Annotated in this window: 23 protein-coding genes and 1 riboswitch; of the genes, 10 read left to right on the top strand and 13 right to left on the bottom strand. The window is 42.3% G+C overall.

Annotation, left to right across the window (positions count from 1 at the left end):
- The first annotated feature begins 19 nt into the window (after nt 1-19).
- From NO352_RS06495 to NO352_RS06505, 3 genes are all read left to right on the top strand, one after another.
- Nucleotides 20-250, top strand: coding sequence for an aspartyl-phosphate phosphatase Spo0E family protein (locus NO352_RS06495; protein ID WP_289355110.1), 231 nt, complete (start codon nt 20-22; stop codon nt 248-250).
- A gap of 371 nt (nt 251-621) precedes the next feature.
- On the top strand, nt 622-1,278 hold the full coding sequence (locus NO352_RS06500; protein WP_289355111.1) for a hypothetical protein: 657 nt from the start codon (nt 622-624) through the stop codon (nt 1,276-1,278).
- 465 nt (nt 1,279-1,743) lie between these two features.
- On the top strand, nt 1,744-2,124 hold the full coding sequence (locus NO352_RS06505) for a hypothetical protein (protein ID WP_289355112.1): 381 nt from the start codon (nt 1,744-1,746) through the stop codon (nt 2,122-2,124).
- 707 nt (nt 2,125-2,831) lie between these two features.
- On the opposite strand, the gene tnpB is transcribed toward NO352_RS06505, so the two are convergent.
- A complete protein-coding gene (gene tnpB, locus NO352_RS25055) occupies nt 2,832-3,002 on the bottom strand; it encodes an IS66 family insertion sequence element accessory protein TnpB (protein WP_353961223.1) in 171 nt (56 codons plus the stop codon).
- Between the two features lie 147 nt (nt 3,003-3,149).
- Here tnpB and NO352_RS06510 point away from each other — a divergent pair, with 147 nt between their 5' ends.
- The gene (locus NO352_RS06510; RefSeq protein ID WP_289355113.1) at nt 3,150-3,740 is read left to right on the top strand and encodes a hypothetical protein; all 591 of its coding nucleotides are present in this window, start codon (nt 3,150-3,152) and stop codon (nt 3,738-3,740) included.
- A 361-nt stretch (nt 3,741-4,101) separates the two neighbouring features.
- Here the strand turns inward: NO352_RS06510 and NO352_RS06515 are convergent, their stop codons facing one another.
- The 3 genes from NO352_RS06515 to NO352_RS06525 all read right to left on the bottom strand — a co-directional run bounded on the left by NO352_RS06515 (nt 4,102) and on the right by NO352_RS06525 (nt 6,402).
- Nucleotides 4,102-4,254, bottom strand: coding sequence for a hypothetical protein (locus tag NO352_RS06515; protein WP_289355114.1), 153 nt, complete (start codon nt 4,252-4,254; stop codon nt 4,102-4,104).
- 97 nt (nt 4,255-4,351) lie between these two features.
- Nucleotides 4,352-5,368: a hypothetical protein gene (locus tag NO352_RS06520; protein ID WP_289355115.1), complete on the bottom strand. Its 1,017-nt coding sequence runs from the start codon at nt 5,366-5,368 to the stop codon at nt 4,352-4,354.
- A gap of 56 nt (nt 5,369-5,424) precedes the next feature.
- Nucleotides 5,425-6,402: a hypothetical protein gene (locus NO352_RS06525; RefSeq protein ID WP_289355116.1), complete on the bottom strand. Its 978-nt coding sequence runs from the start codon at nt 6,400-6,402 to the stop codon at nt 5,425-5,427.
- 1,104 nt (nt 6,403-7,506) lie between these two features.
- Here NO352_RS06525 and NO352_RS06530 point away from each other — a divergent pair.
- Entirely contained in the window at nt 7,507-7,734 is a 228-nt protein-coding gene (locus NO352_RS06530; RefSeq protein WP_289355117.1) for a hypothetical protein, read from the top strand.
- Nucleotides 7,735-7,919: 185 nt separating this feature from the next.
- Nucleotides 7,920-8,954 (top strand): alpha/beta hydrolase, encoded by a 1,035-nt coding sequence (locus tag NO352_RS06535; RefSeq protein ID WP_268595012.1) that lies wholly within the window; start codon nt 7,920-7,922, stop codon nt 8,952-8,954.
- Between the two features lie 103 nt (nt 8,955-9,057).
- On the opposite strand, the gene NO352_RS06540 is transcribed toward NO352_RS06535, so the two are convergent.
- Nucleotides 9,058-13,179 carry a glycosyl hydrolase family 18 protein gene (locus NO352_RS06540; protein ID WP_289355118.1) on the bottom strand — a complete coding sequence of 1,374 codons (4,122 nt, stop codon included), beginning with the start codon at nt 13,177-13,179 and terminating at the stop codon, nt 9,058-9,060.
- Nucleotides 13,180-13,291: 112 nt separating this feature from the next.
- A riboswitch (cyclic di-GMP riboswitch) is annotated at nt 13,292-13,376 on the bottom strand.
- 588 nt (nt 13,377-13,964) lie between these two features.
- Here NO352_RS06540 and NO352_RS06545 point away from each other — a divergent pair.
- The 4 genes from NO352_RS06545 (at nt 13,965) to NO352_RS06560 (ending at nt 17,819) form a co-directional block, all read left to right on the top strand.
- A complete protein-coding gene (locus tag NO352_RS06545) occupies nt 13,965-14,774 on the top strand; it encodes a TrmB family transcriptional regulator (protein WP_262866839.1) in 810 nt (269 codons plus the stop codon).
- 79 nt (nt 14,775-14,853) lie between these two features.
- The gene (locus NO352_RS06550; protein ID WP_197267699.1) at nt 14,854-15,582 is read left to right on the top strand and encodes an AzlC family ABC transporter permease; all 729 of its coding nucleotides are present in this window, start codon (nt 14,854-14,856) and stop codon (nt 15,580-15,582) included.
- Complete coding sequence (locus tag NO352_RS06555) at nt 15,573-15,899, top strand: AzlD domain-containing protein (protein ID WP_262866837.1); 327 nt, start codon at nt 15,573-15,575, stop codon at nt 15,897-15,899. The genes NO352_RS06550 and NO352_RS06555 overlap by 10 nt, the downstream gene beginning before the upstream one ends.
- A 387-nt stretch (nt 15,900-16,286) precedes the next feature.
- Nucleotides 16,287-17,819: a vanadium-dependent haloperoxidase gene (locus NO352_RS06560; RefSeq protein ID WP_289355119.1), complete on the top strand. Its 1,533-nt coding sequence runs from the start codon at nt 16,287-16,289 to the stop codon at nt 17,817-17,819.
- 162 nt (nt 17,820-17,981) lie between these two features.
- Here the strand turns inward: NO352_RS06560 and NO352_RS06565 are convergent, their stop codons facing one another.
- The 8 genes from NO352_RS06565 to trxA all read right to left on the bottom strand — a co-directional run bounded on the left by NO352_RS06565 (nt 17,982) and on the right by trxA (nt 25,316).
- A complete protein-coding gene (locus NO352_RS06565; RefSeq protein ID WP_289355120.1) occupies nt 17,982-18,725 on the bottom strand; it encodes an ABC transporter permease in 744 nt (247 codons plus the stop codon).
- Nucleotides 18,722-19,444: an ABC transporter ATP-binding protein gene (locus NO352_RS06570; protein WP_289355121.1), complete on the bottom strand. Its 723-nt coding sequence runs from the start codon at nt 19,442-19,444 to the stop codon at nt 18,722-18,724. Before NO352_RS06570 ends, NO352_RS06565 begins: the two co-directional genes overlap by 4 nt.
- Before the next feature lie 104 nt (nt 19,445-19,548).
- The gene (gene putP, locus NO352_RS06575) at nt 19,549-21,048 is read right to left on the bottom strand and encodes a sodium/proline symporter PutP (protein ID WP_289355122.1); all 1,500 of its coding nucleotides are present in this window, start codon (nt 21,046-21,048) and stop codon (nt 19,549-19,551) included.
- Between the two features lie 424 nt (nt 21,049-21,472).
- Entirely contained in the window at nt 21,473-22,189 is a 717-nt protein-coding gene (locus NO352_RS06580; RefSeq protein ID WP_005550368.1) for a CAP domain-containing protein, read from the bottom strand.
- A 225-nt stretch (nt 22,190-22,414) separates the two neighbouring features.
- Complete coding sequence (locus tag NO352_RS06585; protein ID WP_268622497.1) at nt 22,415-23,176, bottom strand: MerR family transcriptional regulator; 762 nt, start codon at nt 23,174-23,176, stop codon at nt 22,415-22,417.
- Nucleotides 23,177-23,376: 200 nt separating this feature from the next.
- A complete protein-coding gene (locus NO352_RS06590) occupies nt 23,377-23,892 on the bottom strand; it encodes a hypothetical protein (RefSeq protein WP_289355123.1) in 516 nt (171 codons plus the stop codon).
- A gap of 93 nt (nt 23,893-23,985) precedes the next feature.
- Nucleotides 23,986-24,741, bottom strand: a complete 756-nt coding sequence (locus NO352_RS06595) for a hypothetical protein (RefSeq protein WP_171418990.1) — start codon at nt 24,739-24,741, stop codon at nt 23,986-23,988.
- A 257-nt stretch (nt 24,742-24,998) separates the two neighbouring features.
- Complete coding sequence (gene trxA / locus NO352_RS06600; RefSeq protein ID WP_005550361.1) at nt 24,999-25,316, bottom strand: thioredoxin; 318 nt, start codon at nt 25,314-25,316, stop codon at nt 24,999-25,001.
- Between the last annotated feature and the right edge of the window lies 1 nt (nt 25,317).

The following is a 25,317-nucleotide window of genomic DNA, read 5'->3' on the forward strand; positions in this document are numbered from 1 at the left end:
AAGGGGGTATCCAATCTCGATGCTAACTCAGGAAGAAGAATTAATTCAATTAAAAGTTAAAGAGTTGCGCAAACGCTTGGAAAGAAGAGTAGAAGGTATGAAAAGCCTAAGCGATAGACGTGTAGTGGAAATTAGTCAGGAACTCGATTGGTACATATTGCAGCTTCAAAAAAAGAATTATTCGGATACGAAGAATAAAGGTAACCAAAAGGCGATAGAAGGAGCTAGTCTTTCAAGCAAGATAACCTGATTAAAGAGGTTGTCTCAAGGATGCTACATGTTAGTCATGCTAGCACTCTTGTTTCAAATAATTTAGAGTCGATTCCAGACGAGCATAGCAGGCAACATCGGAAATCGACTCCGAAGCGCTCCTTCCTTTGCCGTGCAAAGAAAACAGCTAGAAATTATTATAACACCAACAAAATCTTTGTAATATTGGATCGGGTAGCCGCTAAACAGAGGAGGTATGCCTATTTTATTTGGTTGTAGTGATTGACACTAAATGGATTGCTTTAGTAAGTACTTTTGTCCATACCGCATCAAATCTCATCAAAAAATTGATTTAGTTCTAAAGTCAGATCCATGAGATATCGAATCATTATATGATTAAGGAGGAAAAAAATGAAAAAGCAAATCATCACTTCAGTATTGAGTGTAAGCTTGTTATTGTCAGTCTTTGCTCCAGCCGCATTCGCATCAGAGGCCTCGATTGCAAAAAATCTTCAGCAACAGTCACAGGAGAGTCGAATTCTTGAGATTGGCAAGGATGCTTTTTCTCGAAGTGTCTTGGAAGCAGCTCAGGTGATGGATAAATACATCATCATTGGTGAAGAAAGCTTCTCTCTTGATCCTGTGGCAAAAAGCATCGTCTCCCCAGAAGTTTACAACCAATACGTTATAGGTGTAGAAAGAATGAATGAAGCTTTACAGGATGGGTATCTGTCCATTCAAAATGGGCAGGTCAAGATTGTGCCGCCAAGTGAATTTCAAACAAATGCGAGCAATGTATACTGGTGGGGAGTTGCTGTCACATACAGCGATTCAGAAACAAAGAGCTGGGTATATGCACTTAATCAAGGTGCAGGCTTATCGGGGTTTTTAGCAAGCATGGCGTCATTGATTCCTGGAGGTCAAATCGTGTCGTTCTGGTCGGCGGTTGCTGGTTTCGGCGCTTTATGGTTTGCGAATGAGCTGTCCTACAAAAACGATGGAAAGGGAGTAACGTTTAATTTTCATTGGCTCCCTGCACCATATTTTGTTATAACCTCAAATAGTTAATCGAACAAAAAGGAGGGGCTATGCACAATATCTTGCTAATTGTATTTGCTGTTTTAGTAATAGCCGCTCTCGTAGGTAGCTTGATTTTCAAAAAAAACATTTTCAAATCAGATCAAACTGTAATGGTATTGTTTGTACTTATGGTTATCTTATCATGGAATTATACAATCTCATATGACCATGCAAACATATACTATTCGATTGCTATGACGGTTATCTTGATTTTATTTGCACTAAAAACATTCTTGTGGAGTAAGAAGAAGTGATGTAGTAAGCACATTAGGTATCACACTATCTAGCGTGCCCTAAATCTCAGTAAGCTTAAATAAGCGGATTGAACTCACAGGAACAGAAACTTGTGCTTGTGAGTTCTCCCTCATAATTTGAAGGAGGCACGAGGCTTGGAAATTAAGGAATAAAAGAAATGATTATGTTAGACCCTCAGTCTGTCTAGGAGTTGAGACTTTGAAGGTTAGAAGAAGTTCGCTTTTATTTCTTACTATACTCGTTATTATCACTTCGTTCACATTAACAAGCTGTGAAGTCTATAAAGGTAGTGGTGAGTATTGGAATGTTAAAGTTGTGCAAAATTCAGTTCCCGATCACTTTGAGATCGGCTTCGAATATATTGGACAAGAAAGTTTATTAGAATCATTGGAATTCAAGTTTCTAAATAGTGATTTCAATGCTTCTGGATCGACGCAGATCAACAAAAAACCTCCCTACATTTATAGTGTGAAGTATGTAAAAGAACAAGATGCAGGTGAAAAACTTCAATCAGATTCATTAAAAGCAAAGATCAAATGGAATAACAAAGAAGAGGAAGTGACGCTTTCGAAAAGATAGTCCAATTTATGAGTTCAGTAATTAGTTAGAGTAATATATCAAAATTATCAGAGCCTTTTACTGAAATGGGACGCTAGAGAAATTCTGGATAGCTTGGAAGCAAGCAAAAGGTCAGTTCTATTAAAAGAAAAGCTCCTTCCCCATGAGATTGAGGATGAAATAGAAGAGTAATGATTTAATAATTACTCGAAGTGAAGATATGATGAAAAAAGAAGCCAGCTTCAAATAGTTGGCTTCTTTACTTGTAACCATGTTATTAAAATTGAGGATAGAAAATGAAAAGGAATAAAGATAATTTATGAAAAAGATAATTCCTAATGTGATAGTAAGTATACTATTGCTCATTATTCTGCTTGGCGTGGCTATGAAGACAAGGTACTTCCTCTCTAGGTCTACATTTTAAGCAGTACCATGACGCTATTTTCCGAATACTCCTCGATTTTATGGCCGTTCATCTGATTGATGAATGGATGACTACCTTTCATTTTTCTATTTTTTTGAGATCGCTTTTGTTCTTATTATCTATCTGATCGATACTTCGCTATTTCGGAAAAAAGAAAAAGGATCGTAGATCATTATAATATCTCCATAACTTTGATACGCTCCAAAACAATTAATTAGATATTGAAGACTTCTTACAGCACAATTACTTCTACTTTATAAACGAATGATTTTGCAATACAGGTATGATCGTTTGCGACAACGGATTAGATACTCTTTTGCCGCTGCTCGACCATTGGAATGTCCCCCTTTCCAAATGACGATAAACTGCCCAATTCCATTGTGTTCCAGAAAAGAATCTTGAGTTTATTGCTTTCCCGATTGTAGAAAACGAACAGACTTGGTGAGAAGAGATCGAGCTGAAACCCTCTCTGCATGAGTGAGGCTAGCCGTCAATAGACTTGGGCAACGTTCCTTTCGTATTTGGCAGGATCACAGTCAAAATCAAGAAGAAACATTACAGACTGTCGAAGAATAATAATGTATATTTGCTTTAAATGAAATAAAAGGAGGGGGACTTTTATATGAAGAAAATGCTATCTATTTCGGTTGCTTTTTTCGTATTGTTGTTGTTTTCTTTCTTGGTTATACGCTACAATAGCGGCCCAAAAACCATAAAAGAAGCGTTAAGTATTTCACATCCAGAGAAAATAAATATTATCCATGAAGAAAGTACGGAACACGGAATTGTAGTTTTTTACCAAAAATTCAGTGATGCTGGATTTTCAGCAGCAGTTTTAAAAGAAAGCTTTGGTAACTATAAAGTGATTTATAGCGCCGCTCAAGGTGATATTAGTGAACCATTAAATCGGTTCGGATTCACTTATATGTTTTTTCCATCTATAAAAAATACTTCTCCCCCTATGTATTATGGTCTTATTCAAAATCCCGATATAGCCCAAATCAAAATTATAGAACAGAAAAGAGGTATGGATGGACGGGCAAAAATTATTGAGGGAAGAGACTCCAGATTATGGTTGATGGATATGTCTCCATTTGAAGGATCAGAATTTCAAATTATAGCTTTATCTAAAGATAATAAGGAAATTTCAAAAAGGAACGACAATCTATCACTTCAAGTAACGGATGTTAATCAAAGTGGAACGGAAAAATAGAAAAAAGAACGACCTTAAAGTAGTAGTTTTTACAACAAATAAAAAGCAAGATGGATATATTACTCTTTACAAGGATGAAAGTAATAATATAATAAGCTCCGTGGTGAATTCTGTTAGGGCAGAGGATTCGGTGCTAAGTACGCCTTTAACTAGAAAGAAAATGTCGGAAGAAAAGGCCTGTCGTTACCGACGGACCATTCTGGAACAAATTGGGTTGTGTTTTGCAGTGTTCCCTCACAGGGGTGCTTCTTTTCAGGCTATGCACTAATCACTGATACGGAGAAGGAAAAGATCTAGTCAAGCGAGAGGCTTCCGGAACATCGGCAGCCGCCAGAAATTCTCCTTAAGGCGTTGATGCGGTTCAACGAGCTCGAGCGGCATTCCGAACGATGGAGCGTATCGTCATGTATGTGGCGACGAAATTGCCGTACGCGCCACCAGCGATTTCCGCCACGCCGTCCAAGAATCCTCGGATGGATGGAGAAGAGCGGGATAGCGGACATGTTGCAGTCACCAATGATAAAGCCTTATGCTTTACAGTTATAGGAGTTCTGGGTATCCTTAGAAATAAGTTCGCTAATTGATTTTGGCTGCAAAGTATGCCTCCTTTATTACTGCAAGTTGACCAAAACCAAGATTAGCCCCGTTCCATGTGAAAGTGTACCTAATGCCTTGCCAAGAATGGCTCCGTGACAAGACTCAGGGTCAGAAGCTTTCATTGCGTATCCCGGAATAGATGAGGTTGTCAAAAGATCCCCCGGTTTAATGGTAACTGAAAGGGCTTCTGCCTTGCAATAGACGCGTCCGGCAAGTGCCACATAAATTTCTCCTTCCAGCACGTTATCCTGCTGAAGCTTCAACCCTGTGTTCACTCCGCCTGCTCCGCTGACTATTCCTGCTACCTTACGATCGTACGCCATATCACTTATCTTTAGTTTGCCGGGATGACACTCATCGATGGCCATGACCGTACCTGGTTCAACTCCCGAATCTTTCTCCACTGAAAAAGGCTCGGCCAGATCACTTCCTCCTGTAATTTGGAGAATATCCACGGTCGCCATACCGTTCACATGCAGTGGCGTCTGAGGGTTTTCATTGTTGATTCCGACACGTCCCCCACGTAGTGTCATTATGTTGCCAAATCCCTGATTATAGAAATTCATGACATCACCACTTACGGCTATGTCCCAAAGGGGAAAAGGTACGGGTACCCCCGGTCGATCCGGGTCAATACCGTAGTTTTGAAACCGCAAACGTGAGTATTCAGAAAGGGTTCTCTGTGTAATTTTTAATTGGGGAGAACTGAAATCGCCTGTTGAACTAACATGAAGCTTCGCTTCCGGATTTTCAATTCCTATGCCAATATTACCGGAAACATCGATACGCGTTGCTTCTCTTCCGTTCGTCTTGAAAACGAGTGGCTTTTGGTCTGTTGTGCCCAAGAAGTGTGTTGGCGGATTGGTGCCGGCATTGCCACTGAGCAGCCAATCTGCCTGTTGCCTGAATTCTTCTGGTAGCGGTTGGATTGGATGCATTTGAGGATACTGTTGCTGCGGATACAATTGATGATAATGATGCGGATAAGTAAATTGCGGGCATGCTTGATAATACAGGTTTTGATACATCATGTTACCTTCTTTCTTCTAAAAAAATTAAAGTTTGACGTTGCTGGAGGCCGCAGACATTAGCTTGGTTTCCCGATTACAACGGATCCCGGAAAACGATCATCCCTTTTAAGGGTTAATGGAATATTGATATTAATTTTTTCGTCATAAAATCCTGGCCTGATTAGAACAGTCCAACCATATCCGCTGCGTCTGGGATCGCGAACACCGTTCGGCGTTGTGCCTTCTGCTCGGGTAACAGCTTTACCGATCATATTATAGGGAAACCGGAAGGTCCCGTGCTCACCAACTACCTGCCCCTTCCAAACATCCCCGTTTGGGCAAGGATCACACGGGTCTCCGACAGAATCGATTACTCTCCATGGGGGTTGCCGGGTTCCATCAACATGCAGCGGGTTGGGGGGGACGGCATATTCGAATGTCCAATCGTTCTGATATTGGCCCAACCGGATGAAATTTATGTTTCCAACCCTTATGCCGTTCTCTACTTCCTCCTTCGAGGCACAACGATTATAAATAGTTAGTTCAGGCAAGCAGGGATCAGTACTGGTACATACCACTGCCATTCCGGCTATTTCCGGGACAGTTGGATATCGACCACCGTGTTGGCGTTTAAATTCCTCCAAAAAAATAAACCTTCCCCTAAATACATCACTGATCGCTTCAATGCCCACCTGTTTTTTGAAGTTATAATCAAACTCTTGATCTAATTCTCCCCATGTTTTTATATCCAAAATAATAAATACGGGGCGATAATTTAAATTAACGGACATGGTATTGCGAATATTGTGAAGGAAATCAACCAGATAGACACCCCAGCTAGTACCGTGCCCCGGGCGATCATGCCCCACCATAGCTCTTGGTATTCCATTTTCTCTGGCCACGCTGTAGTCTAGCTCTACCACCCAAACGCCGAAATCATCAATTTGTACTTCGGGCGGGTGGGCCATGCGTGGGCAATCCAGATCTCCATCTTTGTTATTGTAGGAGTTATGCGTTCCTTTGAAAATAAGTTCATTAATTGGTTTTGGCTGCAAAATGGCCCTCCTTTACCGCTGCAAAGACTAAAACGAGGATAAATCCCTATTTATGTAATATAGCCCAATATCTAGTTTTACATTGCAGGTGACCCAAGGGGCAGGGGGAGTTTAAAGTTGGGAGTTATCCATTAATGTCTAGTCCTCTTATTTTATTTAACAACAGTTCACGATAGTGTATTCTAGACTTTTGTCCCTAGTGATAAGTTTTTTTTAAAATTACAAAACGCAAAGAAAGATTCATTCTTCTCGAATATCAAGAGTAATGTTGGGTTTGATACTTCCAAATTGGCTTGGACTGTGTTTAGAAGCCGCCTTTTTGTTCGGAATAGACGATCCCCACCCCCATCTTGCGAAATTATTCATTCATAATAATTATTCTGTGTCCCGGAGGGGCTATCCACTCTCTTACCAACGATTCGGCAACCTCAGAACGCGCGGGCAGATCTCCTCGTTGAAGAATTTCAACCATCGTATTTTTAATTCTGTTTTGTTTTGCCATTTGCTCAAGATTGCTGTGCTCGAAGTTCTCGGTCTGCACTCGCTTCTTCGCGATATTTCTTGCAATTTTGCGTAACTGTTCGTCCAAGTTAATGGTGTTAATTTCTCCTTCGCTCGTTCGAATTCTAAGTCTGGTGGAGTCAGCTAGAAACGAAGGAGCTTCTCGCGTTAGGGGAAGTCGTGCGGCGAGTGGGCACTGATGAAATCGCGACAATGATGTGGGTTTCGATTCAAAAGGAGAAAAAAGAATTCGTTCTAACATGCAAGCAAGGAAAGAAGCAAGGGAGATCCCCTTGCTTCTTCTAGTACTAATTTCGGATTGCAAACCGATTCATTTGCTTAGATCTTTATTCGAATCCATTATCACATCGGGAATTATGATTTGGTTCCAATGATCTAATTAATCTGAAGGGAGGACTTTGCCGGACATGAAAGGGATCGAGGCGCCCCAACAAATTCGGGAGAATGAAAGTCAGTGTTTTGACCTCCTATACGGATCGTGATCAAATCATTAAGGTGTAAAAACTATTTGACATTCATGAATGTAGATACATATAATTAAAATGTAAAAACTATTTTACATTTAGTAAGGAGATGATGTTTATGAAAGACTTTAAAAAAATGGATGAAATGGAGAAATATATTTCATCTAAAAGTGTATTTTGGACTTATGCTTACATGGTCACTTTTCTTGCAGTTTGGATAGTTATTAATTTGCTCAATAAGATGTCTGTTACTGTACCTTTATTTTTATTTATTACACAAATATTGTTGCAGAGCATAATTAGGTCAACTTTAAAGAAAAAGATGAATGGTGGCGATGAAGAATAGAATTAGAGAATTGAGTTATTATTTGGAAATAATTTGTTGACACTTTGGTCACGTTTTGATGAAAACGAAAACTCTGAGTTATACTTAGTTACGTCGTTGGCAATTAAGGCCGAACGATTCGTATACGAAGGAAAAAATCGCTTTATTTTTCAATGTCGAAGACGAAAAGAAAGAGGTGAGTGGAGTTGAAAAGAAAAGCTATGCGTCTTCTTGCAATACTTTGTGTAGTAGTCATGTTGTTACCTTCCGTTGTATTTGCTGCAGATAAAAAGGAAACAAGCATCATTGTAGCAACTGGAAAAGATGTTCCTACAGGTGGTATTCTAGGAAGCCTTCCAGAGAAATACCCTGCTAATGCTGTTGAGTTTGTTACGCAAGATGGAGTTAAATTATGTGGTTATGTGTTAGGCAGTGGCAATAAAGGTATCACACTTGGTCATGAAAATGGATGGATGGTTGATAGCTGGCTTCCTTTTGCTGAAAGACTTGTAAAGGAAGGATATATGGTGATTCTTTGGGCATTTAGAAATGATGAACCTTCTGATTCGGTATCTGGAGATGCAACTTATCGTAGGGATTTAGATGTACTGGCTGCTGCTCAGGTGTTAAGGGAACGTGGTGCAACTAAAATCTTATCTATGGGAGCATCTATAGGTGGTACTTCTACAGCTGTTGCTGCGCCAAATATACCGGAATTAGTAGGATTAGGAATATTATCTTCTCCACGACAATTTGGTATAAATCCGGCAATAAGCGCGTTGGAGGCTGTTAAAAAGATAGATGTACCCGCTTTTTTCGCGGTATCAGAGAAAGATCCTACCGGAAATTATTATGATGAAGTCAAAGCTCTTTATGAGGCATCCGCCTCAAAACAAAAGCAGTTTCACGTTATCGATAGTAGTGAACATGGTACAGATATGTTGTCTGAGGAGGGCAGGTATTCCAAGCTTTCCAAGGATTCGACTGGTGAACAAAAACAAGAACGTAAAGCATTAGCCGACAAACTGTTGCTTTTTGTCAATAATTCCTTTGGCAAGACAACTAGTACAGATGATGATAGTAATAAATCATCTAACAATACAGCCAACCACAATACATCAGACAATGTTGATACAAACAAAACAGAGATGACGGCATTTATGAATCCTACGATCATTGGAGCGGGAATATTATTTATACTTGCTATCGTAGCCATCATAATGGTTAAAAAGAAGAAGTAGGATCTTTTATCTTGAAAGTCTTACCACCGCGCATGCGCAGTCATGAAAGAAAGCAAAAGGGACTAACCCGTAAAGGGTCAGTCCCGGCAACTGCGTCTTGTGATTATTCTACAAGCTTCCAGGATTCATCGCTGCCCGGAATGCTCTTCGTCCACCACTTGGCTTGGTAGAGCTTGCCCTCATAGCGAACCAAATTGCCTTCTACATACACATTGCCCGGCACGTAATCCACACTGCCGTCTTCATTTGGAATCACTTCTTTTTCCCATGCTTGGGAGGAATCCGGCGCTTGGCCTTGTACCCACCATTTTGCCGTGTATTTCTCTCCTTTGTAGATGACCGTATCCCCTTGATAGTAGATCTTGGTCGGATCATACGTATCCGCAAGCCCGTCGAGAACGGTAATATTGCGCTCTACAGAGGCTTGCAAACCTTGATTGTCTTCTACGGTGTACATCAGCTTGTAGGTTCCCGGAGTAGAGGAATCCACCGTTCCTTCGATCACGATGCGATCGGTCAGGTCGCCGTCCTCTTCATCTGTAGCGGTAACCCCATCTTTCGGATCGAAGTGCTCGCCAACGAGAACCGTTTTATCTGTTGCACCATGAATGACTGGCTTGTGATTCATCTTTTCTGCCACAGTGATCGTACGTTCAACAACCGCTTGCAGCCCTTGGCTGTTCTCTACGGTATACACCAGCTTATAGGTTCCTGTAGCAGAGGAATCAACTGCTCCTTCGATCATAATGCGATCGGTCAGGTCGCCGTCCAATTTGTCCGTAGCGGTAACTCCTTCTCTCGGATCGAATTGTTCGCCAACGAAAATCGTTTTATCTGTTGCGCCATGAATCACGGGCTTTGTAGCAACCGGCGGGGTGCTTCCATTTCCGAATGCTTTGAAAATATCGGTATATTGATATTGCGCCGTTACTCCATTGTTGTTTTCCAACATCGCATCCCGATTCATCGACCAGAAGGAGGTCATCGCCAGCCCTTTCTCGATCGCATGATCCACAACCAACTGGGACCACTCTGTCGTAAAGATCGGATGAGCCGCGCCTTCAAAGCCGATGGATGGCGTCGTTCCAATGATGCCGTAAGCGTCTTGATCCGTTAGATCCGTGTTGGCAAATTGCTTGAAGTACTGCTTGACTTGATTCTTCGTCGAATCAACGGCTCTCAACGAAGCGGAACCATAGTTCTCGCCAGGCAGGAGCGTTCCGCTGCCATAGCACATCGTCATGATGTTCACGACTTTGACATCCACGCCGGCAGACAAGTAAGCTTCCAATACATCCAATTGAACAGAAGTCAGACCGCTTGGCAGTACAGGAAGTGTTAATACAATATCGACTCCCGTTGCATCCTGAAGCTTCTTAATCGCCTGCGCGTTAGCGACATTCAGCGCTTTGTTCTGAGCGCCGCCCTCAATGTCGAGGTCTAATCGGGTCAGTCCATAGCCTTGAACAATTTCCATATACGTATGGAAGAGGGTATCGGTGTCTTGAGTCACTTCCCAAAACGATACGCCATTCAAACCGCCCAGCGAGATCGTGACATCGCCGCCCATTTCGCGAATTTCCCGAATAGACTGCTTAATCCCTTGGTATTGGGTGTTATCCGCATTCTTTTCATTCAATACGGAATATCCTCCCCAGCCCCATTGCACTTTGCCGTCCGCGATTTGCTGCGAACTGGATTGAATAAAGCCGAGATTGAAAAATTTCACGCCGGTATCCTCGGAAATTCTAGCGAGGTTAGGGGCGCCGTTGTTGGAGTATCCTGGCTTGGTAACCCATGCAACCATATCAACGAATGGAGAATTGACTTGCTTCGGCCACTCGATTCCTTGGCCAACCCCAAAATCATATCCCGGGGCTGTCGCTTCGATAACGGAAATGGTGCGTTTTTTCTCGACCGTTAATCCTTGCGAATCCGTAACGGAGTACACCAGCTCATACTTGCCCGTAGCATTCGTATTAACATCTCCCGTCACGGCAATACGGGAAGTCAGATCTCCGTCTTCTGCGTCCGTAGCAGTTACGCCGGCCAGCTTATCAAAGTTGTCGCCAACTGTAAGCGTCAGATCTGCTATGCCATGCAAAACAGGCGGTTGATTCTTGCTTGGAGCTTCTTCGACAACAGTAATGGTGCGTTTTTTCTCGACCGTTAATCCTTGCGAATCCGTAACGGAGTACACCAGCTCATACTTGCCGGCTGCATTCGTATTAACATCTCCCGTCACGGCAATACGTGATGTGAGATCTCCGTCTTCTGCGTCCGTAGCAGTTACGCCGGCCAGCTTATCGAAGTCGTCGCCGACTGTAAGCGTCAGATCCGCTACGCCATGCAAAACAGGCGGTTGATTCATGCTTGGAGCTTCATCACCCAGAATGAGTTGTCTGTTCATTTCCGGGCTGTTATTCGACACCCGCTGAACCAGCTCCATGCTTGTAATCTTGGCATCTCCCTTCAGTTTGAACGTATAGGATCTGCCAGTTTCAATCGTTTTTGCATCATAGACCGATTTCAAATCGACGACCGTGTAACCGTTCTCATTCGTTACGGTTCCCGCCAAATAATCGCCGGAAGTCAACGGCCCATCGGCTTGGATGTAAAGCTTCGGCAGCTTAACCGTTTTTGCTCCTCTTTCCACCGCTTTCAACACTTGATTCGATTCGGTCAAAGACTCGTTATTGAAGAGGGTAATTTCATACCCTTTGCTGTTGCCCCAAGCCTCAGTATACGGTTTCACATCCGCCGTTACGTCCAGCTTGGTATATTGGATTTCATGTGTTGTCAACGCCTGGCTTCCGAAGAGGCCTTCTTTCGTTGCCTTTGTTAATTTGTCGCGCTTGGCAGGATCCGTAGTAGGGGCATCATTGGAAGCCATCCAAGCAATGACGCCGCCCAGACCGTTTTCAAGCACATATTTCGTTTTCTCTTGAATAGATCTTTCATTGTCATACGTGTAGAATACGCCAGTTGTCCCATCATACAGATATGGAGCTTTGGCGGCATCATCCCAATATTCCTTGAGATTCGGGTAAGTGGCCTTCAGCTTGTCGAGGTTGCGATAAGACCAAATCCCTGTTCGGCGGCCGCCGTCCCCAATAGCGAGCGCTGCTTCGCCAACCGCGCCGCGGGATGGAGTCAGATCCGCATCCTTCGCGGATAGTGCCGCATCGCCGAATAAACCCGGATGATTCGGATCGGATCCTTGCGACACTTTATCCCAGCCGCGAGTATAGTAGGCTGCCCCGATCACAATCTTATTCGGCTCAGCACCTTGCTGAATCAAATAATTCACGCTCTCGTCGATGGACAGGTTGTTGCCCGTGAGCGGGTCGTTCGGGTTCGTATACAAGCCGGTATGGTGGCCGCTTACTTCATCCCATGCGCCGCGCATGTCATAAGTCATAATGTTGGCAAAGTCTACAATGTTGAACAGTCTTGGCACATCAATGCCGATATCAATCTTGCTCTTCGGCGCTGGAAGCGCAACAGACAGTTCATATGCTTTACCAAGCTCGGCTCCTTGCTTATTCAATGCGTTTTTGATGTCTTGCAGGAGCAAAATATAATTGTTTTTGTCCTCCGGCATGGCGTATTTCGTACCTTCATCGTTCTTATTATCGACCAAATCGGGCTGTCGAACTTCAGCCGGGAACTCCCAATCGACATCCACGAAGTCCATGTTTGTGTACTTGATGAATTTCATGACATTTTGGATCAGATTCGCCCGTTTTGAAGCATCGGCTGCTACGACAGCGAAGTCGCCTGATTTCGACCATCCGCCAAGAGAGATGCCGATCTTCAGATTCGGGTTTTCTGCGCGCAATTGCTGCAGGGCGATAAGGATGCCTGCATTGGCCGCTTGCCATTGAACGCCATCCTGGCCGACAGGCGCTTCTACAGCCGCATCCTTGTCCGTAAATACAAGGTTGCCTTGGGCATCAAAATCGAGAAACGCATAGTTCAAATGGGTTAATTGATCGGCCGGAATATCCTTGGGATAAAAGTTTCCTTGTCCTCCCCAAATTGACCAATCGCCATAGTACATGACATTCCGGATTTCCTTTGTTGCATTTTTGACCACAGGTTCCTGTGCTGCGGAAACAGTCGTTCCTGCGTAAGCCGGCGCCAACGAAGATACGAACATCATGATGGTCATTACCGTCATTGCGAACAATCTTCGGGCACTCCGCTTTCTCCCAGTCTTCATCCGTTATTCACTTCCTATCAATAGATTTTATTAATAGGCAGCTAGGGTGGGGCATCTCGCCATGAATCATACAGAAACAACGAATACGACTAATAGAGATGGGGTTCTATTAATCGGCGTCTGGCAGGCATGGAATTTCTTCCTTAGCCCCTTTAGTTTTGCGTCACTAGATTTCCCTAGCTTTGCCTAGTCGTGCTTGTGCAAACATGCATACTCTTGCATAACGATACATGTTTACACCGTTAAATATACAGCAGTTTCGCGTTTCGTTAATGGGTCATGCGGCTCAAATGTGAATATATGAACATAGGACGATATTATTATTCAGTTGAAATCTATCATGTTGAAATTCGGATGGAATAAGGGGATGTATGTTAATTCCATATGGTTTGATACTGGACATCAAGCCTGTAACTGCAACGTTCCCTTGTTACTCCTTGTAATGCTTTTTTACAGATTCTTCATGTCCGGAAAGGCTTGGGCAGTAGGTCTTAGGGAGGATGGGAGATGTATTGCAGTGTGGGTGAACGAGCCAGAGTTCGCAAAATAATAACGGAATATAACTTTCCTTATAAGTCAAATTCATGCAACTAAATAGTTCCTTTGATGGATTTAAAAGGATTTATCCTTCGTTTTTGGGTAATTATACCTCGTCCATAAGTTGGAGAATCAGGAATAAAACAGTGGGCTGACGATCATTTTTCAAAAACGGAACCAGGATTGCTTTGACAGGTAATCCATTTTATTTTATAGTAAGTAACACACTAACTACTAAAGGAGTTGCCATGGAAGAACTTTTTAAAGAACTTCAGAAGTGGGGCTTTTCGCAATATGAATGTAAGGCGTATATAGGGCTGTTAAAAAATTTCCCCATTACCGGATATGAAATAAGTAAAAGGTCAGGTGTACCTCGTTCAACGATTTACGAAGTGTTAGCAAAATTAATGGATAAAGGTGCGGTTTATACAGTACCTTCTGACCCTGTAACCTATGCACCCTTACCCGCAAAAGAATTAATCCGTCGCTTGCGTAATGACTTTGATAATTCTATGGATTATCTGGAAAAGAATTTATCTGCGTTAGAAAGTGAACAGGAAGTAGATGTCATTCGACGCATCAGCAGTGATGAACGCGTTGCGGCCGAAATGATTGACATTATCGATAAAGCGGAAGAAGAAATATGGTTGTCGATTTGGGAACCGCAAGTCTCTTCTGTAAAAGGTGCTGTAGATAGGCGGATAAAAGAGGATATTCACGTTTTTTCGATTCTTTTTGGAGCACCTGAGATTCGGCTTGGTGTAACGACTCATCACAATTATATGGCTCCAGAAGTAGCTGAGGAACGTATGAATGGTCGCTTAACGATTGTTGCACGGGACAATGAAGAAGTATTAATTGCAAACTTTTCGCCAAACACACCGGCATGGGCGGTAAAAACAGAAGACCCGGCACTTGTGTTAATCGCGATGGAATACATCAGACATGACATTATGTTTTCAGAATTAGTGAAAGAAGTGGGTCCAGAGAAAACAGAAGCACTTTGGAAAAACGACCCTAACCTATTTCATGTTGTTACTGGAAAACGGTTCAAATAAATTGAACCGTATTTTCTTTCTCTTTTTCATAGTAGTTAGTGTGTTAGCTTCTAATGTTTAAAAATAAGGAGGGGATGAAATGAGTCTGTCGAATGTCCAAATGAATTCGACTCAGAAAGATGAAGACAGCTTTATCCAAGGAGTAAAAGATTGTATCCCTACCTTACTAGGGTATTTAAGTATCGGATTAGCTGCTGGCGTGATCCAAAAAACTGCGGGACTTAGCATAGCTGAGATCGCTCTAATGTCTTTAATTCTTTATGCGGGCTCAGCTCAGTTTATTGCTGCAGGCATGATCGCAACAAGTAGTTCGCTTACTGCTATAATTATTACGATTTTCTTTGTTAATCTTCGTCATATTTTACTTAGTGCAGCACTAGCACCTTATTTTCGGCATCTTTCTCCGCTTCGAAACATGCTGGTAGGCTCTCTACTCACCGATGAGACATTCGGTGTCGCGATTACCGAGGCTGCAAAGAAAAAACGAATCAGTGAGAAATGGATGCATGGCCTCAACATAACCGCTTATATCAATTGGCTTGCAGCTAATGTAGCAGGAGCATTTTTGGCACAATGGATTTCAAATCCTGAGAAATTCGGACTAGCATTTGCCTTACCCGCTATGTTTATTGGCATTCTCATCCTCTCCATGTTAGGGCGAAATAAAATCAAACTGGATATCTTTGTCGCCATTATCGCAGTTATCATTGCAGTGGGAAGTTCTTTCGTGTTATCCAGCAGTATGGGGGTTATTATTGCTACAATTATTGCCTCAACAATAGGAATGGTGGTGGAAAAATGGAAGTAAGATGGGACATTTTTTTGATTATTCTCGGCTCAGCGTTTGTAACGTTCCTTCCAAGGGTTGTTCCTCTTATGGTGCTTAGTCGTTTTGAATTGCCAGAATGGGGAATGCGATGGTTAAATTATGTTCCGATTTCTGTCATAGCAGCTCTGATAGGTCAAGAGATATTTATCCATGATGGAAAGATTCCACCGCTTACAAATAACATCGAATTTTTTGCAGCCATACCGACTTTTTTGATTGCGATAAAAACACGAAGTTTGCTGGGAACCGTAGTGGGAGGTATTATTTCCATTATCATTTTACGCTTTTTGTTTTAAAATGAGATCTTAATTTCGTCAGGTTCCACGTTTACATGCAACACCACTGCTATTGGAAAGAGCATATTTGTCCATTATCGGCAAACCCGCGCAGTGTGCGGGTCTTTATCTATACATGAGCCTGTTCTTCGATATAAGGACAGGCTTTTCGTACATCTAAAAGAAGCACCGACTAGATACCTCCCTATTTTAAATGCGTTCCTTAAAAACACCATTCCATGTTTGAACACCTTTGGCGAGATTGCATTTACAGATGCGAAAAAATGGGAATAAAGCCCTTTTTTCTTTTATGGTCAAGTCCTCTACATATATCCAATACTAAATCGATAAATTTGAATAAATTATATAGATCTTTGTGCTTCTTACTAATGCTCAAGGAGGAATCATATGGATGACTCGTGTGTACTCGGCCCCATCGACCCGGAGGAAAGGCGATGTAAAGCGTACCAAATTCGGAAACAAGCCGCCATTGAAGAAAAGTTGCGCAAAATCCTGCCGCAGCCCTGCAATCACGATGAAAAAAAATATCCGAACAAAATCGGGAACTTCTCGAAAGGCCTGCCGCATAACGTTCTTGGAGAAGTTGATCAGCATGCTTACAAGACCTATCTCAAAGCATTAAAAAGCGGAAAGCCAAGTAAATTTGAAAAAATTCCGCTCGGGGGAACGCTCAAGCTCGTTAATCCGCAAGCCTCATACGTGTATGATCTTGCCGGACCCGACGGGCATTCATTAACGATTCCAGCTCCGCCTTCGATAAACAGTGCTGCGGCCGCCAGCGATATGGTCGAACTGTATTGGGCATCGCTGTTGCGCGATGTTCCTTTCAATCGGTACGATAGGGATCCATTAGCGGCTGCAGCAGCGGAAAACCTGTCAAATCTGACGGATTTTTACGGACCCAAAATAAATGGACAAGTAACGCCGCAAACCTTATTTCGCGGCGTTACGCAAGGCGATCTGGCAGGTCCATATCTCTCGCAATTTTTATATAAAGAGATTCCATTTGGCGCCACTGCCATTATTCAAAAATACAAGGTTCCTTTGGCAGAACAACATTTTTTAACGGATTATCAATCATGGCTAAGCATTCAAAATGGCGCTGCTCCATCTGCTTCTATTGCCTATGATCCAGAGCCCCAATATTTAAGAAACGGAAGAGATCTAAGCGAATGGGTGCATAAAGATTTTTCTTATCAAGGTGTGTTAATGGCCTGTTTATATTTGTTGAGCTTGGGGCCTTCCGCACTTGACCCGGCCAATCCGTATTTCCAATCGCGCACCCAGACTGGATTTGTCACCTTTGGTGCTCCGTATATTTTGGATTTGGTCGCTCGGGCCGCGAATTTCTCGATGGAATCTGCTTGGTATCAGAAGTTTCTGGTGCATCGGAGACTGCGACCGGAAGAGTTTGGCGGTCTCGTTCAAAATCAACGAACGAACACAGTAAATTATCCGATTAACCATCAGCTTCTGGATTCTCCCGCAGTTGAACTAACCTTCAATAAATATGGCACTTACTTGCTGCCGCAGGCTTACCCGGAAGGTTGCCCGGCACATCCTTCTTATCCGGCAGGTCATGCCGTAATTGCCGGCGCAGGCGTCACCATGTTAAAGGCGTTCTTCAAAGAAGATTTTGTTCTACCGAATCCAGTTATAGCGAGCGACGACGGCCTGACCCTTGAGCCTTTTAACGGGGCGCCGCTCACAATAGGCGGTGAATTGAATAAGCTTGCCAATAACTTGGGCATCGGTCGGGGATTTGCAGGCATTCATTATCGTTCCGACTGCTTCCATGGAATGAATCTGGGCGAGACTGCCGCCATTGGTTTGCTTCGCAACTACAGGCATACGTTTAACGAACCATTCCGCGGATTTACGCTTACGAAATTCGACGGCACAACCATAATTGTAAAATGATCGCCTGGGCATAAAGCGGCCTCAGATTTTCCTCGAAAAGTAGTGCAAGGTGTTTTATGAAAATAAAAATTGTTAGGAAACAGTGACAGTATGGACGAGAAAATAAAGTCCTAGACTGTCACTGTTTATATCACTAGCGTCTGACGTTCCTGACGCATCCATTTACTCCCATTTGAAGAAGCGAAGAGACATACTCATACATGTCACTGTAAGCACAATCATCACAACCACGGGGATGATGACACGATCCATTGGCAAGCTGAGTGAAGTGGCCTTCAACATCTTAATGCCCTGTGTCAGCGGTAATATATCGGCCACTTTTTGAAGCGCTGCAGGCATAACTTCATAAGGCAAGGTAGCACCAGAGAAGATAAGCATTGGAAAATATAGCAGGCTGGCTACAGCACTTGCTATTTTCATGTTTGGCGCGAGTCCACCCACCAGTAGTCCTATGCTGAACATGGACAGCATAACCAGTAAGTATGCGCCTAAAAATTGCAGCCACGAGCCATGAAATTGATAACCAAAAAAAATCGCTGCAGTCATATAAACGAGGATAAGGGAAGCAATGGAATAAAGGGCATAGATTACAACTTGTACAGCTAGTATAAGAGCGGGACTGGTCGGCGTAACCTTAAAACGTTTTAGTATCCTCCTGCTTCGGTAATCGGATACCACTAGAGGAAGTCCCATAATTCCGCCAGCGCATATTGCAATCGTGGCCACTGCTCCAAACGATTGTTCCAGGAAGGTATAAGCTGCGCCATCGAATGCTAGCTTATTTCCGAAAATTGTGCCTAAAATGATCACGACGGCGACAGGCATGCAGATCGCAAAGATGAACATGTCCATCCCGCGAAGAGACAGTTTGCACTCTGTTTTGAGCAGCGCCCTAAATGCTCTCATTTTCTTTCCTCCTCATCTGTATACCAAAGATATGCATCCTCAAATTTCTCATAAGGACTGGCTGCAATCGCTTCCTGTACGGTTCCGCAAAAAATGCTTTTCCCTTTTTTCAGAATCATGATTTTGTCACACAGAGCTTCCACCTCGTCCATAAAGTGAGAGGTCAACAGAATGGTTAACCCTTCTACTTTTAAATTAGCAAGGCTTTTCCACACATCCCGTCTTGCTCTCGCATCTAGCCCAGTAGTCAACTCGTCTAAAAATACAACCTCGGGATTTGGAATTAACGCAAGAACGATGAACAGTCGTTGCTTCTGTCCTCCCGAAAGCTCGCTTACATGACTTTTCAGCTTGTCGGAAAGTCCAAATTGATGTAACAAGCGCGTGTAATCCTTAGCGGTTTTGTAAAGAGATGCAGTGACCTCACAAAGTTCCGACACTTTTATTTTCTGTTGGTAATTGGCTTCTTGAAATTGAACACCGACCTTCTCAAACAGCTTTTTACGTTCCGTTTGCGGATTCATTCCCAATATGGCCACCGTACCGCTGTCCTGTTTTTTGGTGCCTAATATACACTCAATGGTGGTGCTTTTTCCTGCACCGTTTGCGCCCAGCAAGCCGAATACTTCACCACGACAAATCGATAGGTTTAGATGTTCAACCGCTTTGACGTTGGCGTAAGATTTGCTCAAGTTTTCTACCTTGATCGTCGTTTCCACGTTATCCAATCCCTCCTAAATGCTCTCTTTGCATAAATAAAATAACACCAGAGCAAAGTCTGGTGTTAAAGTGTAGGGTTTGTGGTAATTGCTTTTTCATTTTCTCAAGGTGTGTGAGCATCATTCGTGTGCAACCGTTTCAAGCTGGTATCAAACTCTTTCTCGATTGATTCGTCTCGTTGATAGGTAAATAGGCTTATGGCAATACTGACAATAAGGTTGACAATAAATCCGGGAATGATTTCGTATATATCTTTCGTAATTTGCAAATCAATATTTTTCCAAATGATTACTGTTGTTGCGCCTGCTAACATTCCGACAATGGCGCCCCAATTGGTCATTTTTCTCCAGTACAGGCTTAACAGGATAACGGGGCCAAAGGAAGCGCCAAAACCGGCCCAGGCATAAGCGACGAGACTTAAAATGGTTTTGTTTTCACCGCCCAACGCAAGCAGGCAGGCGATGACTGAAATCGTTAGAACAGCCATTCGTCCAAAGAACACAAGTTCTTTGTCAGAGGCATTTTTACGCAGAATCAGCTTATATAAATCTTCTGTTAATGCACTAGAGGTTACAATGAGCTGAGAAGAAATCGTGCTCATGATTGCAGCCAATACGGCAGCAAGGACAAGTCCGGCAATAAACGGATGGAATAAAATTTGTCCAAGTTGAATGAAGACAGCTTCTGGATTAGACAATGTATAATTTGTTTGTGTAAAAAAAGCAAGACCCACCAATGCTGTTAATGAAGCGCCAAGTAATGAAGCAACCATCCAGCCCATACCAATGCGTCGTGCAGTTTTGGTCTCTTGTACAGAGCGGATGGCCATAAAGCGGACGATAATATGCGGTTGTCCAACATAGCCAAGTCCCCAGGCAACTGCAGAGATGATGCCGAGCGCAGTAGTACCGGCAAATAAGTCCAGGAGGGACAGATCTATGGCTCTGATTGTATCAACGGTGTTGGCAAACCCACCGGTCTCGCTCATTGCTAACACCGGTACAAGGATAAGGGCAAGCAGCATGATAAGCCCTTGGACAAAGTCCGTCCAACTGACCGCAAGAAAGCCCCCAAACAATGTATAGGCTACAACCACTCCGGAAACGAGGAGCAGCCCCGCTATGTAAGGAAGGGAGAAGGAATTTTCAAAAAAGACGGCTCCTGCCACCATACCTGAGGAAACATAGAACGTAAAGAAAGTTAGGATAACAATAGAGGAAACGATCCGCAGAAGTTTGGTGCGATCCTTAAATCGATTTTCCAAAAACGACGGAATGGTAATGGAATTCCCGGAAACTTCCGTGTATGTGCGCAAACGTGGGGCAATAAACAGCCAGTTAAGATAGGCGCCAACCGATAAGCCAATGGCAATCCAGATATTTGACAGTCCCGTTAGGTAAATCCCTCCCGGAAGCCCCATTAAGAGCCATCCGCTCATATCGGAAGCGCCAGCACTTAAAGCAGTTACAGCAGGCCCTAAGGAACGTCCCCCTAACATATAGTCCGTCAAGTTGGTCGTTTTTCGGAAAGCATACCACCCTATACCTAGCATAGTTGCCATATATATCACGATGGCAATCAATTTTGGGGTATTTTCTAACACTGTTCCACCTCGTTTAAAAATGATTATTTATTCAATATATAACCAACACATTAACATATTGACCTGAATTTCGAAAGTGAGTTGAAGGCTGTAAGTGGGATGTTCGTACAATGTTATCTGGGAGCGTCAGAGAACTTCAACTTGCCAATAGGTGGAGGAGTGGGCTATTTTCAGTGTAAGATGATATTTTCCAATATTACATACTGTAGGTATACTTAGGGGAAGCGAGCGTTGCGAAAGCATGGATAAGTACAGTGGAGTTGAACTGGTGAAGTTTGCCGAAGCGAGTGCGGATTCGTGGGTTTCATTTCAGTATTCGTAAAAGGAGAATTCTCGTAAAAAATAAGAATGTCGACAGCCTGAAGCACCAAAAACCCGCATAAATTGCGGGTTTTGGTACGTTATTGTTCGGAGAGGAAAGGCGTTATCCAGTAAATACCTGAACCCATGTGTTGTTATAAAAAGCAATACCGATATGGGTATAACTATTATTCAGTATATTTGCTCTGTGGCCTGGGCTATTCATCCAGTCATTCATAACCTGGGTAGGGGTGGTTTGCCCTTTTGCGATGTTCTCTCCAGCGGTATTGAATGTGACCCCGAATTCCTTCAGCATATCGAAGGGGGATCCATGTGTTGGAGAAATATGATCAAAGTAATTGTTGTTGTACATGTCCTGTGCCTTGACCATAGCCACATTTGACAATTCTCCACTCCTACTCAATGAACCTAATCCTGTTTTAGACCTTTCTTGATTTACTAGATCCAGAACCTGCTGCTCGAATTCGGATAGATTATTTTCTTTATTACCTTCCTGTACTGATCCTGTTGAACCTGTCGGCTCCTTATTTTCAGGATTTCCTGTAGGCGCCTGGTTTGCTGGATTTCCATCCGGTGTTCGAATCAGATCTAATAAATCCAACGGAATTCCATTTTGTGCTTCTTTTGTTGTCATGGAAGATCGCTCTTTCCATGACGTAGCTGTTGATGATGCCTGTGTGAGGACAGAGTTTGGCGCAGTAGTTTGACCATGAGTTGATGTTCGTGTTTGTTTAGGAGTCACTTGCTGTTGCGTCATATTGTTATGGGACGAACAACCTGCCACCAATAATAATACTGCTAATACGAAAAACTTTGCCATTTGCCAACCTCCCAGATCTGTTAATTAATGAAGTTACCGGATTTAGGTTTTCCTGCAAGCCCTTTACTTATTCCTCAGTACGGTTTTCTTCTTATCCAGAGTGCCTTTTTGTGAACGATACCACTTAGATAACCTTTTCTATCTTGATCGATGTTTCCACGGTATCAAATCCTTCCTAAATGCTCTCTTTGCATAAATAAAATAACACCAGAGCAAAGTCTGGTGTTAAAGGATAGGGCTTGTGGTAAATTGCCTTTTCATTTTCTCAAGGTGAGTGAGCATTATTCGAGCGTTGTTCTCGGCGTATTGTAAGGATGTAAGCAGTTTATCGCATACAGAGATAATGTAGTCCGTCTCTTCGGGTGTATCAATTGCCTCTCGTAGGTCCACGTTGGGATCACTGGATAAAGCATTTAGCATCCGCAAAATTGCGGCAAGGGAATAATTTGCGCAGCGTAAAGAACGTATAATTTTCAGCCTCCTGAGATCCTCTTCGGAATAAACACGATACCCATTTTGCTTTCGTTTCACAGTCAATAAACCATTCAATTCCCAATTTCTTAAGACGTCTATTGAGATTTGCAGAAGGTCAGCCGTTTCTTTTCTGGTTAAGTTAGTGTTACTTAGTTCTTGGTTTTCGCCTGACAAAAGCTTCTTTGTAATCGCGATAGCTTCTTCGGCGTTTTTTTGTTCTCTTTTTATTTGTTGGTAATAACGGTTTGTCAGATGAATAGCTTTGTCAAAATTTCTGGCAGACGAGGTCTTAATAATATCAATTGCTTGTTTTCGCAGACCGTTTTGCAAAACCTCAACTTGTAGAGCTGTTCTCGCAAATGTAAGCTGCTCCACATGGAAATCTGTAAAAACACGGTAACCATTCGCTTTTCGTTCCGCTTTTGGAATAAGTCCAAGTTCCTCATAAAGCCGCACAGTGTTGGGATGGATTCCAATGCTGCGAGCTATTTCTGCTGTTTTGAACGTATTCATGAATCCTATCACCTCATCTTTGCACGATATCATCACGTAAAGGTCTGGTGTTATAATGGAGGGTTTTACAAGAATAAGTAAGGAGAAGTAATGTAATCGGGCATGTTAGTTTTTACATTATCTAGCATGCCCTAAATCTAAGTAAGCTGAAAAATTGGGTGTGACTAAGGAGGTTCTAACTTTATTTATCTTTATGTGATCTATAAGTGAATGATATTATTATTATTATCGCCTGTTGTGGAAAAAGGTTTGATTATATTTGTTAATTTAACAGTACTCACCTTATTAGTAGTAACCCCGTTTGCTTTATATACGATTTCAATATTAATTTCATCATCAGTTCGAACCTTTACATCTCGAATTAAATTTCTTGAGGTATAGGTTATCTTTCCATTAGAAGCATCCGGTAAAGTGAAGGGGTCATTTGCTTGACTTAACGACAAAATCATTTTTCCATGAATAGATATACCGTAGGCAACACTTGAAAACTGTTTATCTTCCCCAATGATTTCTAAATCGTGATCAGAAACATACACAGAGTTTGAACCTGGATAAACTACAAATTCGATGTTTTTTATTCGTAAGTCAGGTGTTTCAATAGTAAAGCTATAGACTTTCGGGTCCTGGCGGAAATGAAATTGCTGATACGAAAGAATAATAGTAGCCACGATTAGAATAAGACATAATGATGGTAACGCAAAGTGTTTTCTAAACATACGGTCCCTCCTTTTCATCACATTTATCTAAGGCAACTTATGAAAGTAATAGGGAGACATTTAAATGTCTCCCACTAAATTATATAAGATTTCTCAATATGGAAGTTTCGAGTCTACGTACAATTTTCCTCTTATTGCACCGAGCCAAAGGGAACAAGTGGTTCCAATAGAAGTATTTATACCATTTCCTTCCCATGAAAAATTAAGATCAGTTTTTGCAAACCAGTAGGAACGAGCCAGAGCGGATCTTTCTTTTTCAAGATCCTCAATCGGTCTTATTATTTCTGTGCTAGGAGTACCAGTAACTCCAAACCCCGAAGCATTTGCACCATATAATTTAAAGATTTTTGATTTGTATCCATTCCCTTCGAAAGCCAAGAAGAAGTCTGCGTATACATAGGCACTTGCTGTACCAACGATTTTTTGGCATTTAAAATCCCAATATGTAGTTCCATATTGATCTGTTGAGCTTCCAAATGGTTGTATCATTCCAGGATCCTTACTTGTCGTTCCAATCTCCGTTCCGACATAGATGAAAGAACCATCAGGAAAACGATAATATTTATCCTGGTTACCTAATTGAGGCTCGAATGCAAAAAAGTCAGCAGGAATTTGTTGTTGCAATTCGGGTTTATATGCGTCCCATAATTCATTATTTCTGACTTTTTCCTTAAGTAGCTCCTGTTTTTCTTTTGGTACAACATTTTCTTCAAAAAATTGATTTAAGTCAATACCTTGCACTCCATTAACATCAGTAGACTGAACTTCACTAGCACTAGCAACACCTAAAGACGTAAACAACAACACAATAGAGAATACAAAGACTGCTCCTTTTTTGAACAATTTCATTGCTACTACCTCCTGTATTGTTTTCACTACGTGAAAATAGTAACAAGTATTCCAGAATGTAATATATAAAACAAATCACAATTATACCAAAAAAAAACGATAGTAATAAAAATAGCATCTTTAAAAACAATATCTAAAATCTTGTATCAATTAACAAAAAATATCATATTCTATCTCGCAAAAATTATCGAACTGACTTCATAGGAAAGGACAGCACGATATCGTGCTGTCCTTTCTACAGAGACAGATATCTAATATCAAGCATACCGCTTGATTAGTGTTTCATACACACTTTTAGGACGGAGCCCGACAAGTTTTTCGACCGGCTCGCCGTTGTGAAACATAATGACGGTTGGCATAGACATCACACGGTATTCGGATGCGATGGCAGGGGAGTCGTCACAGTCTACCTTGAGTACGGTTACCTGTTCACCATATTGATGATCTAACTCGTCGAGAATGGGCAGAAGCGCTTTACATGGCGGGCACCACGTTGCTCCGAATTCAACAAGGGTCACCCCCTGCTCACGAATAGATCCCTGAAATGATTGTTCATTAACTTCGTGCATACTCATC

Source organism: Paenibacillus sp. S-12 (assembly GCF_030363895.1).
Lineage (GTDB): Bacteria > Bacillota > Bacilli > Paenibacillales > Paenibacillaceae > Paenibacillus_B > Paenibacillus_B alvei.

What these genes read in the sequence shown, in the direction of transcription:
- NO352_RS06495 (WP_289355110.1), top strand. Translation starts at nt 20, where the DNA reads ATGCTAACTCAGGAAGAAGAATTAATTCAATTAAAAGTTAAAGAGTTG.
- NO352_RS06500 (WP_289355111.1), top strand. Translation starts at nt 622, where the DNA reads ATGAAAAAGCAAATCATCACTTCAGTATTGAGTGTAAGCTTGTTATTG.
- tnpB (WP_353961223.1), bottom strand. Translation starts at nt 3,002, where the DNA reads ATGCAGAGAGGGTTTCAGCTCGATCTCTTCTCACCAAGTCTGTTCGTT.
- NO352_RS06510 (WP_289355113.1), top strand. Translation starts at nt 3,150, where the DNA reads ATGAAGAAAATGCTATCTATTTCGGTTGCTTTTTTCGTATTGTTGTTG.
- NO352_RS06520 (WP_289355115.1), bottom strand. Translation starts at nt 5,368, where the DNA reads ATGATGTATCAAAACCTGTATTATCAAGCATGCCCGCAATTTACTTAT.
- NO352_RS06530 (WP_289355117.1), top strand. Translation starts at nt 7,507, where the DNA reads ATGAAAGACTTTAAAAAAATGGATGAAATGGAGAAATATATTTCATCT.
- NO352_RS06540 (WP_289355118.1), bottom strand. Translation starts at nt 13,179, where the DNA reads ATGAAGACTGGGAGAAAGCGGAGTGCCCGAAGATTGTTCGCAATGACG.
- NO352_RS06545 (WP_262866839.1), top strand. Translation starts at nt 13,965, where the DNA reads ATGGAAGAACTTTTTAAAGAACTTCAGAAGTGGGGCTTTTCGCAATAT.
- NO352_RS06550 (WP_197267699.1), top strand. Translation starts at nt 14,854, where the DNA reads ATGAGTCTGTCGAATGTCCAAATGAATTCGACTCAGAAAGATGAAGAC.
- NO352_RS06555 (WP_262866837.1), top strand. Translation starts at nt 15,573, where the DNA reads ATGGAAGTAAGATGGGACATTTTTTTGATTATTCTCGGCTCAGCGTTT.
- NO352_RS06560 (WP_289355119.1), top strand. Translation starts at nt 16,287, where the DNA reads ATGGATGACTCGTGTGTACTCGGCCCCATCGACCCGGAGGAAAGGCGA.
- NO352_RS06565 (WP_289355120.1), bottom strand. Translation starts at nt 18,725, where the DNA reads ATGAGAGCATTTAGGGCGCTGCTCAAAACAGAGTGCAAACTGTCTCTT.
- NO352_RS06580 (WP_005550368.1), bottom strand. Translation starts at nt 22,189, where the DNA reads ATGGCAAAGTTTTTCGTATTAGCAGTATTATTATTGGTGGCAGGTTGT.
- NO352_RS06585 (WP_268622497.1), bottom strand. Translation starts at nt 23,176, where the DNA reads ATGAATACGTTCAAAACAGCAGAAATAGCTCGCAGCATTGGAATCCAT.
- NO352_RS06590 (WP_289355123.1), bottom strand. Translation starts at nt 23,892, where the DNA reads ATGTTTAGAAAACACTTTGCGTTACCATCATTATGTCTTATTCTAATC.
- NO352_RS06595 (WP_171418990.1), bottom strand. Translation starts at nt 24,741, where the DNA reads ATGAAATTGTTCAAAAAAGGAGCAGTCTTTGTATTCTCTATTGTGTTG.
- trxA (WP_005550361.1), bottom strand. Translation starts at nt 25,316, where the DNA reads ATGAGTATGCACGAAGTTAATGAACAATCATTTCAGGGATCTATTCGT.